The sequence below is a fragment of the Marinomonas dokdonensis genome, from assembly GCF_052747885.1.
This window is the reverse complement of the sequence record NZ_JBRAND010000003.1, coordinates 237,420-250,597: the sequence shown is the minus strand read 5'-3', so window position 1 is coordinate 250,597 and position 13,178 is coordinate 237,420. Positions and strand designations below refer to the sequence as shown.

12 protein-coding genes are annotated in these 13,178 nt (G+C 46.6%); 5 read left to right on the top strand and 7 right to left on the bottom strand.

All coding sequences use genetic code 11. The features are described from left to right. The first annotated feature begins 20 nt into the window (after positions 1-20). Both ACUM5Y_RS08905 and ACUM5Y_RS08900 read left to right on the top strand, forming a co-directional pair. On the top strand, positions 21-983 hold the full coding sequence (locus tag ACUM5Y_RS08905) for a carbohydrate ABC transporter permease (RefSeq protein ID WP_445976521.1): 963 nt from the start codon (positions 21-23) through the stop codon (positions 981-983). Positions 984-1,007: 24 nt separating this feature from the next. Then, on the top strand, positions 1,008-2,120 hold the full coding sequence (locus ACUM5Y_RS08900) for an ABC transporter ATP-binding protein (RefSeq protein WP_445976520.1): 1,113 nt from the start codon (positions 1,008-1,010) through the stop codon (positions 2,118-2,120). Positions 2,121-2,175: 55 nt separating this feature from the next. On the opposite strand, the gene ACUM5Y_RS08895 is transcribed toward ACUM5Y_RS08900, so the two are convergent. After that, positions 2,176-2,937 (bottom strand): sulfite exporter TauE/SafE family protein, encoded by a 762-nt coding sequence (locus ACUM5Y_RS08895; RefSeq protein ID WP_445976881.1) that lies wholly within the window; start codon positions 2,935-2,937, stop codon positions 2,176-2,178. Between the two features lie 199 nt (positions 2,938-3,136). Here ACUM5Y_RS08895 and ACUM5Y_RS08890 point away from each other — a divergent pair, with 199 nt between their 5' ends. Together ACUM5Y_RS08890 and ACUM5Y_RS08885 are read left to right on the top strand one after the other, a co-directional pair. Beyond that, positions 3,137-5,089 (top strand): methyl-accepting chemotaxis protein, encoded by a 1,953-nt coding sequence (locus ACUM5Y_RS08890; protein ID WP_445976519.1) that lies wholly within the window; start codon positions 3,137-3,139, stop codon positions 5,087-5,089. A gap of 183 nt (positions 5,090-5,272) precedes the next feature. After that, positions 5,273-6,325 (top strand): bifunctional transcriptional activator/DNA repair enzyme AdaA, encoded by a 1,053-nt coding sequence (locus ACUM5Y_RS08885; RefSeq protein WP_445976518.1) that lies wholly within the window; start codon positions 5,273-5,275, stop codon positions 6,323-6,325. 80 nt (positions 6,326-6,405) lie between these two features. On the opposite strand, the gene ACUM5Y_RS08880 is transcribed toward ACUM5Y_RS08885, so the two are convergent. The 6 genes from ACUM5Y_RS08880 to ACUM5Y_RS08855 are packed head-to-tail and all read right to left on the bottom strand — an operon-like array spanning position 6,406 to position 12,270. Beyond that, positions 6,406-6,885, bottom strand: coding sequence for a phosphatase domain-containing protein (locus ACUM5Y_RS08880; RefSeq protein WP_445976517.1), 480 nt, complete (start codon positions 6,883-6,885; stop codon positions 6,406-6,408). Further along, entirely contained in the window at positions 6,882-7,445 is a 564-nt protein-coding gene (locus ACUM5Y_RS08875; RefSeq protein ID WP_445976516.1) for a histidine phosphatase family protein, read from the bottom strand. The genes ACUM5Y_RS08880 and ACUM5Y_RS08875 overlap by 4 nt, the downstream gene beginning before the upstream one ends. Positions 7,446-7,457: 12 nt before the next feature. Further along, positions 7,458-8,531, bottom strand: coding sequence for an MBL fold metallo-hydrolase (locus ACUM5Y_RS08870; protein WP_445976515.1), 1,074 nt, complete (start codon positions 8,529-8,531; stop codon positions 7,458-7,460). Next, positions 8,528-9,571: an ABC transporter ATP-binding protein gene (locus tag ACUM5Y_RS08865; protein WP_445976514.1), complete on the bottom strand. Its 1,044-nt coding sequence runs from the start codon at positions 9,569-9,571 to the stop codon at positions 8,528-8,530. Before ACUM5Y_RS08865 ends, ACUM5Y_RS08870 begins: the two co-directional genes overlap by 4 nt. Further along, positions 9,559-11,241, bottom strand: a complete 1,683-nt coding sequence (locus ACUM5Y_RS08860; RefSeq protein WP_445976880.1) for an ABC transporter permease — start codon at positions 11,239-11,241, stop codon at positions 9,559-9,561. The genes ACUM5Y_RS08865 and ACUM5Y_RS08860 overlap by 13 nt, the downstream gene beginning before the upstream one ends. 51 nt (positions 11,242-11,292) lie before the next feature. Further along, positions 11,293-12,270: an ABC transporter substrate-binding protein gene (locus tag ACUM5Y_RS08855; protein WP_445976513.1), complete on the bottom strand. Its 978-nt coding sequence runs from the start codon at positions 12,268-12,270 to the stop codon at positions 11,293-11,295. 155 nt (positions 12,271-12,425) lie between these two features. On the opposite strand from ACUM5Y_RS08855, the gene ACUM5Y_RS08850 reads away from it, so the two are divergent. Then, positions 12,426-13,175 carry a DeoR/GlpR family DNA-binding transcription regulator gene (locus ACUM5Y_RS08850; protein ID WP_445976512.1) on the top strand — a complete coding sequence of 250 codons (750 nt, stop codon included), beginning with the start codon at positions 12,426-12,428 and terminating at the stop codon, positions 13,173-13,175. Positions 13,176-13,178: the final 3 nt, after the last annotated feature.

The following is a 13,178-nucleotide window of genomic DNA, read 5'->3' as shown; positions in this document are numbered from 1 at the left end:
TCTTACAGCATGGTGACCTTATGATGAATAAACGCACAAACATGCAATCTATCTTACTTTATACGCTGGTCATCGCTTTAGTGATTTTCTGCGTATTCCCTTTTTTGCAAATTCTTTCAACATCCCTCAAACACCCGATTGACTGGGGAAACGCCTCGCTGATTCCGCGGGTCTTGCATCTCGATGCCTACAAAGAATTATTAGGCTTGATGCCCAGCAAAGAGGTGGAAGTACCTGCCAGCATACAGCGTTTGCTGGACAACCCAGCGCTTTCTGCCGAGAAAAAGCAGCTCTTATTGGCTAAGTTTACCGATGGTGGTGATATCTTTTCATTTGGTCGCTACATGCTAAACACCTTTTCCATCTCTTTGGTCACGGGTATTTGCTCTACCTTCTTAGCCTCTCTGGCTGCGTATGCCATTGCCCGCTTACGTTTCCCAGCTCAATCATTAATGGCTAACGGGGTGCTTTTTGTTTATATGGTGGGGGGCGTTTTATTAATGGTGCCCCTCTATCAAATGAGCGTAAACGTGGGCCTTGCCTCTTCTGCCGGCGGTACAATTTTAAGTTTGTTTTTGATTTATCTCATTCAAACCTTACCCGTTGCCATGTATATGTTGGGGAACTATTTCCGCACCATTCCTTTCTCCTTAGAGGAAGCGGCAATGATGGACGGTTGCTCTCGAGTCGAAGCCTTTTATCGCATTATTTTACCCCTCTCAAAGCCCATGCTGTTTACGGTCTTTATTTACTGTTTTGTCATTGCTTGGAACGAGTACCTCTTTGCCTCAGTGTTCTTAAAGCAATATCAAGACTTCCAAACCTTGCCGCTGGCACTGCAAACCTTATTTACTTCAAAAAATGCCATTTGGGATCGCATTATGGCCGCTTCAATGCTCACGCTACTGCCCGTCATCATTTGTTTTATGTTGGCGAATCGTCACCTCTCGGGTGGCTTAACCGACGGCGGCGTTAAAGGCTAATCCAATTAGGACAGGGAGAAATTTATGAGTTCAGTTATTTTACGCAACGTTTGTAAATCCTATGGCAATTTGCCGATCGTCAAGAATCTCAACCTCGAAGTAAAAGATGGTGAATTCGTGGTTTTAGTCGGCCCCAGTGGTTGCGGTAAAAGTACCACCTTACGCATGGTGGCAGGATTAGAAGATATCACCCAAGGTAAGGTGCATATTGGTGATACAGAAGTGAATGATCTGCCTCCTCACAAACGCAATATTGCGATGGTGTTTCAAAACTATGCCCTATATCCGCATATGTCGGTGCGGGAAAATATTGTCTTCGGGTTAAAAAAATCAGGAGCCGATGCGGACACCATTAAGAGAAAATTGGCCGATGTTTCAGAGATGCTCAAGTTGGACGAATACCTAGACCGAAAGCCCGCAGACCTTTCCGGAGGCCAACGCCAAAGGGTCGCCATGGGGCGTGCTCTTGCTCGGGATGCTGATGTCTATTTGTTCGATGAACCCTTATCAAATCTGGACGCGAAATTGCGTCACCACATGCGTACCGAGATTGCTCGAATTCAACATCAATACAATATTACGGCCATCTACGTTACTCATGACCAAATTGAGGCCATGACCCTAGGGGACAGAGTCGTCGTGATGCGTGACGGTATCGTTGAGCAAGTCGGCTCACCTATGGATATTTACCTTCAGCCGACCAACACTTTTGTCGCTACCTTTATTGGTTCTCCCGCGATGAACCTTATCGAGGCTCAAGTAGAAGGTGAAGAGCTGGTATTCGACCAATACCGAATTCCAGCTCAACGCATTGCCAATGTCGATATGCATACCCTCGCCCAACACAATCAGGTTTTGTTAGGCATCAGGCCGGACTTTTTTGAAGATAGCGCCCTCACCTCTCCCAGCGATAACTTATTTGTCTTCGATGACATTCAAGTCGATTTGGTAGAAAACCTTGGGTTCGATAAAGAAATAATGTTCAAGCTTGGAGGGGAAGATGCAAAAGCTCGCTTAGACCTACGTTCCCACGTTAAGCGCCAGCAAAACCTTTCCCTGTCCGTTGATTTAAATCGCGTGCTGTTATTCGACACTAGCCCTCAAGGTATGTTGATTAACGCAGGAATAGAGGAATAATCTAGGCATGAGCCATGGGGTAAATACAAGCCTTACCTCATGGCCATTTTGGGGTTCAGTCACTTAATAGCGCGGCAGCACTGCCACATACCGTCATGACGAAAAGAAACCACTTAAGATGCTGCGGATTAGCCTTTATGGCCAACTTCACCGCAAGGTGTGAGCCCAGCATAGTGCCACAGGCTAAAATTAAACCCGGAATCCAAAGAATTTGATCATTCCAAATAAACACCCCTAGAGCCAGAGCGGTAAACCCCAGTGTACACACCATTTTTAAGGCATTGGTACGCACTAGGTCATACCTCAGTGTGCCTGCTAAAGCCGCAATCAAAATAAAGCCGACACCCGCTTGTACAAAGCCACCGTAGACCCCGGCTATAAACAATGCCAGCCATGCGCTGGGCTTCTCTGCGACTTTAAAAGGTACTGTGCCTTCAGGGGGCGCGATCATCGCAGGGCGCACTATCATAATAATGGTCATCCCAATCATGGCGCTTAATAGTAAGGGTTTGAGCCATTGCTCCGGTGCATAACTGGCCGCAAAAGCCCCAACCAAACCACCTAAAAGCGACGGTATCATGACAGGTAAAATGTCGTGACTATCAAGCTTCTTTGCCTTACGAAACCCGAGTGTAGCAGTGATATTCTGCAGAAAAACCCCCACTCTATTCGTCGCATTGGCAATATCCGCAGGCATTCCCATAACCATTAAAGCGGGTAGTGTTAAGTTGGAACCGCCGCCTGCAAGGGTGTTAATAATTCCTGCCACAAACCCAGTGCTAATTAACAAGGTTACGGTAAAAAAGCTGTATTCCATTAACATAATTTTCCCTAGAGGCTATGCTTAAAAAGGCTGGTGCGGAATCATAATGGCTTAGATGAAAAGACACAAAAAAATTATATTTTGTAAAAAAAGTGTTATCGCGATATATATAGAATCAGAACCTTAAAACACCTAAAATCACTTAAATTTAATGCTTTAATCTCAAATATAATGGATTTCATGAGGAACACTTATGTCGGTTAAATCTAAAATTATTGCTTTAGTCGCTGCTGGGGTGATATTGCCCGTATTAATTGTCTCCGTAGTGATTATCAGTAATATTCGAAGTAATGCCTTATTAGACTTTGAAAGACAAAGCCAAACGGAAATAGGACACGTAGATACTATTTTTTCGATGTTCTTAAACAACTTGGCTGAAAATACAGAGTTTTTTGCTCGTACTGCAGCGCTAAAACAGCTCACCCCTGGAAGCATTAAAAGCTATGTAAATGCGCCTTCCAAAGAGATGACACCTCTCCAGAACTCTCAGCTAGAACAACAAGCTTTCGCACTAATGGACGACTTTGGTCAAACCCACCCAGAGTTAACCTATATTTGGCTTGGAACAAACGATACGGGTTACTTACAGTGGCCAACCGGTAAAAATGCCGAAAATTATGACCCAACAAAGCGAGGTTGGTACACACAATCTATTGATAGCTTAGAAGCTAAACGCATTCCAGCTTATGCCGATTCTTTATCTGGCGCACCTTTAGTTGACTATGTCATGCGCTTTGAAGGGCAAAACGGCCTTTACGGCTCAGTCGGTGTTGATGTCACTTTAAAAAAGCTTACCGAGATACTGTCTGATGTGAAGTTTGGTGGTGAAGGGTATGTGGTCATGGTGGAGGACACTGGTACTGTGCTGGCCGACCCTTCCGACCCAGAAAATAACTTTAAGGATATTAAAGAAGCGTCTCGTAGCTATGCAAAGCTCAACGACGAAAGCTCAGTACAAGAAATCAATATTGATGGCGAGACTTGGTTTGCCAAAGTTTATATTTCCCCAGACCTTGGTTGGAAATTTATCGGGTTAGTCCCTAGTGAGGTAGTGTTTGCTCAGGCAAATAGCTTAATCGTCACCACCGTGATTATTGCCCTTGTGATGATTGTGATCTTCATGGCGATTGGTTCAATTCTGGCAGGTGTAGTCATTCGCCCTGTAAAAGTGATGGCAGACAGCCTAACGAATATTAGCCAAGGGGAAGGAGATCTCACTCAGCGACTTGACGTGATAACCCAAGATGAATCTGGACAAATGGCGCAAGCCTTCAATCACTTTGTTTCCTCGATTGATCAAATCATTGGCCATACTAAAACCTCCTGTGAGCGTATTAGTAATGTTGCCCACCAATCAGAAAACTTATCGGCAAACTTGAGCCAAACAGTCAATCAGCAAGTTGACTCTGTCGATCAAGTATCCACCGCTTTCAACGAAATGGTCGCCACTGCCAATGAAGTCGCCTCTAACTGTAGCGCGGCGGCCCAAGCGGCGGAGAGCAGTGAAGCTCAAGTACAAGAGGGTAATCAACTTATCCAGCAAACCATGTCGTCATTGCAGAACCTTGAGACAGAGATAAACAGTTCTAACGACACCATGCTGGTACTGGCCAAAGAGTCCGACAACATTGTGAGTATTCTGGACACCATTAAAGCCATTGCTGAGCAAACCAACCTGCTGGCGCTGAACGCAGCAATTGAGGCAGCACGAGCGGGCGAGCAGGGTCGTGGCTTTGCGGTGGTTGCCGACGAAGTCCGGACTCTAGCGGGCCGCACAGCCCAATCTACCGATGAAATCGACAAGATGCTTACCCAGTTACAGCTGCAAACCAATTCCGCATCAAGCAAGATGCAGAACAGTGTAAGTGTCGCAAAAGACTCGGTAGAACTGGCCTCCAAAACCTATCAAGTTTTTGAGCAAATTCTCAGCTCAGTACTCGATATCAAAGGCATGATGATTCAAATTAGCGCCGCAGCAGAAGAGCAGCATTTGGTGGCAGAAGAAATCAACAACAACGTATTGGTCATTCATGATGGTACGGTTAAATCTGATGATTTGTCTAAGCAGGTGACGGCCACCGCCACCGCGCTAAATGAACTATCCAGCGAGCTACAAGCTATGGTGCAACGTTTTAAATCCAGCTAAACAGCTAGGCGATAACACCTCTAATAACCCATAAGGCACTTAAACATTCATCTTGTTTAGGTGCCTTTTTTATAGCTGAAAAAATACTTGTTCAGTTTTCGGTTGTTGTTTCTCCAAGCCATGTATTAATCTTTTTTAACACTGCTTTAATCTGGCTACCGTTAACTAACCGAGATGCTCTTTATGGTGATTACTGATCCGCAACAAGCTGATGATTTTTATCAGGCCTTGCTAGAAAGAAAACCCAGTTATGTGGGTAGCTTCTTTGTTGGGGTAGAAACCACCTCTATCTTCTGTATTGCGACTTGCCGAGCCCGCAAACCGAAGCGCGAAAATGTCACCTTTTACACCACCCTCAAAGAAGCCATGGCAGCAGGCTTTCGGCCTTGCAAAGTGTGTCGGCCCACTGAAAATGCTCACCAGACACCTAGAGAAGTGCAAGCTGCCATTGACCTTGTTCGAGACAGCGAAAAAGCTAAGATTACCGATCAGCAGTTACGTGAAGAGGGTATTCGGCCTATTTATGTTAGACGCTGGTTTAACCAGCATTACGGCATGACCTTTCAGGCATTTCAGCGCATGTACCGTATTAATCTGGCTTACCAAGAGTTGAAATCGGGTAAAAGTGCTACTGTCACGGCATTGGACACAGGCTATGAATCTTTAAGTGGCTTTGGCTATACCTTTAAGAAAGTATTGGGACACTCCCCAAAATATAATTCGGAGAACGCTGTGATATTAATTGACCGTCTAACAACGCCTTTGGGGCCTATGTTTGTGTGCGCCTCTGAAAGCGGAATTTGCTTATTGGAGTTTGTCGACCGACGCATGCTGGAAACAGAGTTTGAGGATATACAGAAACGCTTTAAAGCGCCCATTGTGAATGGCGAAAACCAACATATAAAGCAACTCAAACAGGAACTAGAAGAATATTTTTCTGGCCAGAGAGGTGTCTTTGATGTGCATTTGGATACTCCCGGCACAGATTTCCAGCAACAGGTCTGGCAAGCCTTACAGAAGATTCCTTACGGTCACACCGCAAGCTACCAGCAACAGGCAACCAGCCTAAACAACCCCAAAGCAGTACGGGCCGTCGCCCGAGCCAATGGCATGAACCGCGTCGCTATTGTCATCCCTTGTCATCGAGTGATAGGCAAAGACGGCAGTTTAACCGGTTATGCCGGAGGCTTAGAAAGAAAGCGTTGGTTACTCGACCATGAGAAGCAACATGCTTAACAGTCCATTAAATAGAAAAGGCCAGCAGACCATAAGCCCTGCTGGCCTCATTATAGATAGAGCGATCGCCTAATTTAGCACTAAAAATCACCTGGGGCGCATTGCAAACAAGTCAGCCCCAATGCTCGCCAATTTTCGACCACCGCATCGCGATCATCCAGCACTAGCCAAGGGTGAAAGCCATCCGCATAAATTTGCTCAAGCAAATTTTTTTTAACAACTTCATCTGGTACATGGTCTGCGTCTAAAGGGCGTAAATAAACCCCATCGAATGGCACATTATTACGCTCCATCCATTCAATCGAATGCTGTTTATGGGATTCAGGACGGCCACTGCAAATCAAGATTTTCTGACCTTGGGCTTTTAAAATATTCACCAGTCTGAGGACATTCTCAATCACAGGGGCTGTGCTCATATATTCAAAGAAAGGGTCCCATTGTTTATCAGCGCCTAACACCCATTCATGCACTTCATCTGGGTTAAATTGGGCCAAAGTTCCATCTAAATCAACGATAACCGCATTACCTTCAGGGTTTGCGTTATGTACCTTCACTGTCATAAGTTTTGTCCTTCGTAGGGAGATATTAGCCAAATAGCTGGTGTGTTATCTTCTAATGAAACTGGTTCAAAAGCCTTCGCGGCCACGTTATCAATGCGCTCACCATAAGGAGTGCCATTTATATGGTTATTCAGTACTCGATGCACGCCAGAATGCGCCACAATTAAAGGCCACTCATGCTGGGCTAAAATATCGTTCAATGCGCCAATCACTCGGGCCTCAAAATCCGCCCATGCCTCACCGTTCGGAGGCGTTTCTTCATAGGGCGTCAGCTGTGCAATTGGGCATTCTTCCAAGTCGCCCCAGTCACGCTCATTAAGACCCTCATGCACGATAAACTCTTGCTTTGGTACGGCATATCGAGCCGTGTCTTGTGCGCGAGAAAGGCCACTGGCGTAGACAGCGCTCCAAGCCACATTCAGTTGCTTGGCACCTTGCTTAGCTTGCTCTATCCCTAAAGAAGTAAGCGGGCTGTCTGTCCGACCGCCAATCAGCCCAGCGGCGTTTAACTTAGTTTGTCCGTGACGAACAAAGACAAACGGTTTTTCTATAAGTTTCATTGATACTTCTCTTTAATTTGGCAGCATGAATTGAGTTTTCGTGGTGATGCATTCCCCTAACTCACCTTGCCAAACCACTGGATCGTCAAGGCGATGAAACAAGGGCACACACAATCGACACTGCAATTGTGTAATGATCCATTTGAGGTCACTTTTTCTTGGATGAACATTCCAACGAATATAATGGGCATCACCCTTAGCCACTTGCTCACGGGCTTTAGGAGGGAGGTAACCGGTATACACAGGCAGATACCGATCCAGCTGCTGAAGCAGTGTTTCCGCTTCGCCGCCAACGCCGTCTGGGTTGCCACATAGCACCACCTTTGCCGAGGGTGTAAATGCATGGGAGGGCATGGCGGACAAAGCGTCTAAAGCTTGCTGGGTAATCGCTTCCTGAGGCCCAAAAAATGCGTCCCTAGGCCGCAAGCAGTCATGACCCAATGTCCAATCTGTCATTCCCTGCGAGGTAAGCCACATGGCAATTTCTAATGCCCGCCCAGTTTGCGGTACTGGCAATAATAGTGATTTTGGCTGATCAAGCAGGGATTTAAGCTGTGCTTTAGCCGAGGCTAATGGCTCATCATAAAGTCCATAAGAGGCATCCACTAATGCCAAATGCGCTGGCGGAGGCGGTGTTAGAGCGAATAACTCAGACTCCCGTGATATATCACCGCTGTAGAAAACACCACCCGCAACGCCTAGGTGCAGCCATACACCGCCATAAGAGTGACCGGTTTGTCCTGTGGTGACATTAACCCCCGCAATCTCCATCTCACCCAGTAGCGGTAAGGTCTTAATATTCAAATGTCTTGGTAGCCATTTTTGCACGGGGTGGGTGGCATACACAGGAACCTCGGCACCCACTTCATCAAGCCCCTGTATATGATCAAGGTGGTCATGACTAATTAAGATGGCATCTAGATCATCGGGTAACTCCCAGCCTTTTTGTTCAGGATGATCTAAAGAGCCACCAGCATCCAACAAAATACGTACAGTTTTTCCGCTACTGGTTTGATCCGTCGACACCAAGATTGCAGCAGGTGCTTTATGACCAAATCCACTTAATACTTGAACGTTCGTGCTCACTTTGCCGACTCCAACGCCCAACCCTGCTGTATGCTGACGCGTACGGTTTGGCCAGTCGTGAGAAAGCTGTCACTGTAGGTAAGCAATTGCTGACCGTTACTTAACCGAAGGGATAAATCATAGCGTTCACCACGATAAATACAGCGTTCAACTTGTGCTGCAAGCCCGGTATTTTCTTGCTGATGCAAGTGCACAGCTTGTGGTCGAACTAACACTGGCTGCTTAGGCTCAGGAGTCGAATGGGAGCTAACTTGCCTTTCAATTTCATGCCCAGACACGGGCTGTAGGGGCTGAATATCTTGCATCATGATAATGGCACCACGACCCACAAAGTCAGCTAACCAAGGAGTTCTGGGCGTATCATAAAGCCCTTGAGGAGTATCCCATTGCACCAATCGTCCTTTATCTAACACGGCTATTTTATCCGCTAAGGACATGGCCTCAGACTGATCATGGGTCACATAAACCATGGTCGAGCCGGTACGCTGATGAAAAGCTCGAAAGGTTTCTTCCATGGTGGCCCGTAAATGACGATCTAAATTCGCTAATGGCTCATCAAACAAGACCACCTCTGGCTCAGTAACCAAACTGCGTGCTAAAGCCACTCGTTGACGTTGCCCGCCACTTAATTGCGCAGGTAGACGATCGGCATAGGCTTCGAGTTGCACAATTTCTAGGGCTTCTTTAATGCGTTTTTGCTGCTCTGCGCGGGGAATTCGCTGAACTTTTAAAGGGTAAGCCACATTGTCTTTCACGCTCATGTGCGGCCAAAGGGCATAGGACTGAAACACCATACCGAAGTTTCTATCTTCCGTGGGGACATGAGTCTGGCTAGAGGAAAGGCAGATATCTCCATGATGTATTGCCCCATCCGAGACTGTTTCAAAACCCGCTAACATGCGCAGTATGGTCGATTTACCACAGCCACTTGGCCCTAACAAAGCCACAAATGCGCCCGCATCAATGGTCATACTCAAATCGCTGACAGCCTCTTGGCCATTGAAGCGCTTGTGAACTTGATCCAACACTAGTCGTGCCATGGAATCACTCCTTTGGGTAAACGCGGTGCCACCAGACTTAATAGACTCATTAGACCTGCCACCAGCAGCACGACCAGTACCGCAATGGCCGATGCCAGAACACTATCGCCGCTTTCATCAAGGTTAAAAATTAAGACACCTAGGGTTTCATTGCCGGCACTCCACAACAACGCGGAAACTGTTAGCTCATTCACCGCAATAAGGAACACCAAAAGCCCACCCGCAAAAAAAGCTGGCGCTGTCAGGGGCAGAATAATATCGATAAGGCGACGTAGAGGGCGCGCGCCGCACAGTTGAGCCGCTTCCTCTAAGGCAGGGTCCATTTGCGTCATAGCGGCCAACACGGGCTTAAGGCAAACACTCAAAAAGCACGATAGATAAGCCACAAAAATAATGCCCAAAGTGCCGTACAAACTGGCTTCAACAAAGGGGAGAGGCTTGGCAAACAATAGAATAAAAGCAATCGCGAGAACGATCCCTGGAATTGCGTAGGGCACTTCGATCAGACTGGCAATCAACGCCCGCTGACGCAGTGGCATACGCATTAAGACATAACCTAGGGGTAACGACACCAACATCAATACGAAGGCACTTAAGGAAGCCAACAGCATGCTGTTTTCAAAGGCACGAGCAGTGACACTTTGTCTGCCTAGCATTTCGTAAAAGGCCGATAATGTGAAGGTTTCTGGTGTAAGAGCAACACCTAACGCTGGCACCAGTGCGCTCACCAATAATGCTAATAACGGCATCACCAAAATAAAGCACAGCACCAAGGCAAGCAGAGTTTCTACAGGCAGTCGCCAAGCGGCGAGTCGAAATGAAATCGGCTGAGCTGTATGACCTAATAACGCATAACTACTACGTTGCTGAAGCCATTGTTGCAGCAACATGCCCGCTAACACCAACAAAGCAATGATCATTGATAAGCCAGCAACTTGACTGAGCATGTCATTACCAAACCCCGCCATTTGCTGATAAATCAGTGTTGGTAAGACAATATATCCTGCGGGGATGCCAAGCATGGCAGGAATACCAAAATTTCCTAAAGACGACACAAAAGCAAGGGCGGCGCCCGCAACGATAGCACTGCGGCAAAGAGGAACAATTATGTCTAGCCAAATACGCCATTGGGAAGCACGAGCCAGCTTGGCCGCTTCCATTAAATCTTGAGGCAAGGCGATAAGCTGGGTACGTACCGCCAAGAACACCAGTGGAGCACTTTGAATCCCCAGCAACAAGGCAATACCTTCAGCAGAATACATGGGCTGAGGGCTACCCAATGCTGGCGCTATCCCCAAAGTGTTTAAAATTGGACTCGCAGGACCGAACAGTTGCAACCAACTCAATGCTGTCACTTGCGGCGGAATCATCATCGGCAGCATGAAACAAAACACCCATAGGGAGCGGCCTCGAATGTTCGTCAAGGTCACCACAAAGGCAAAACCACAGCCTAATACAACGGCAATCACTGTGCCTAAGCCAGAGGTATAAAAGCTATTTTTTAATGCTATCCAAGTTCTTTCACTTCGTAACACATCACTTAGGGGCGATGCACTGGTTAAATGAACCTGACTCAAAGCCTCTATCAATAGCCTTAAGCTTGGTAATAAGCTCAAGGTGGCAATCAGCACAAAGAGCCCGATGGACAACCAGCGTAGCTGGCTGTCCATCTTGCTTCCATCCATGAAGGGGGCTTTCAAAAAAGATCCTTTCATTCTTACTTAACCTTCAAAGATCTTGCTGAAACGAGCTTTATTCGCTTCATTATCTTTTAGTGTTTGCGCAGCATCGAATGGCATTAAACGGATGTTTTCACGCGCAGGGAAGCCTGCTGGTACCGGCATACCTTGACGAGCAGGTAAGTAACCCTGCTCTAATACAAGGTCTTGGCCTTTTTCCGATAGCACAAAATCTACGAAACGCTCAGCCGCGGCTTTGTTCTTAGCCCCTTTCATAATGGCGACAGGCTCAGTCACCATGCTGACGCCCGTCTTAGGAAAGATAAACTCAATAGGCGAGCCTTTAGCCGCTTCACGAATGGCTAAGAAATCAACAATCACACCGTAAGGTTTGGTGCCTGAAGCAACGGCTTTTAGCACGCCACCGTTACCACCCTGAGCTTTCACTTGGTTCGCGTTAAGTTGCTCATAGTAGTTCCAGCCTAAAGAAGCGTCACTGGTTAGAGTCGCAAGATGAATAAGCGCAGCACCAGAATACAGAGGGCTCGGCATAGCCACTTGGTTTTTGTACTCAGGTTTAGCTAAGTCCACCCAATCAACAGGAGTTTGTGCTGCTTTCTGATGGCGAACAATGCCAGTGGTGATCAACTTAGTACCGTAATAATAGCCTTGCTCACTGTATAGGCTCGTTTCGTAGTGATCACGTTCCTCACTTAGATAAGGATATAGATAGTCGTCCGCTACCATTGATTCCATGGTCACACTGTCTGCGATCAGCAGTACATCAGGCTTAACCACTCCACTGGATAATTCAGCGCGTAGTTTCGTCATCAGCTTGGTTGTGCCATCACGAACCCAATCAACTTTAATATCTGGGTTAGCGGCTTCAAACGCATCCACAGTCATTTGAGCATCTTTATTAGGCTGACTGGTGTACAGCGTCAAAGTCTCTTGGGCCTGAGCAGAAAGAGGCAATGCCAACGTCGCCGCGCAAATTAACAAGGTCTTCTTAAATGTCATGGTGGAAACTCTCTTTTAAATAAGTGAGTCGCAACAATAACGCCACAATTTGACAGTACAGTGACAAGATACTTTCGTTTAAACCCTATCTACTTTCGCTTCGAAAGAAGACAGTCAAGCTAGACAGTGGCAGTTGAAATTAAGGCAATTAGGACATGAACAAGCGTCATTATGAGATCGTTCAATGGGTCAATCAGCAAGGTCGACAAAGCTTACAAGCACTGGCAGAACACTTTAGAGTATCGGTACAAACTATTCGCTCTGATATCCGTGTTTTGGCCGAAAAAGGCCTTGTGTTAAGAAGCCATGGGGAAGTTATTCCGTTTCCTAATCGGGAGAACATTAGCTTTGATCAGCGGCGTATTCGTAATGCGGTTGGTAAGCAGCGCATTGCGGATCTCTGCATAAATAAGTTGGCAGATTTTCAATCGATTTTTTTAGGCAGTGGTTCAAGCGTTGCTTATGTGGCCTCGCAACTCTCTGTTTTTAAAGGCATACAGGTGATGACAACTAATCTTCATGCGGCGCGAAACTTATGTGAGCACCCAGATTGTGAGCTGACTATTTCTGGTGGTCGCGTACGCATGCGTGACCAAGATGTCATTGGTGGTGATGCCCTGCGCTTCTTCCAGCGCTATCGAGCGGATATCGGCATTTTTTCTGTAGCGGCGGTGAATAAACAAGGGCAGTTATTTGATTTTACGGATGAGGAAGTCATGGCTCGGGAAGCCTTAGTGAACTACTGCCACTATCGAATTCTAGTGATAGATAGCAGTAAATTTGATACTGAATCCCGCTGTGTTTGGGGCAATTTGAGTGACTACCAATGCGTAATCACAGACGTTGCCCCAAGCCCATTATTGCAAAGTAAGTTGCAGTATCATGGGGTAGAGATTCTCTACTAGATA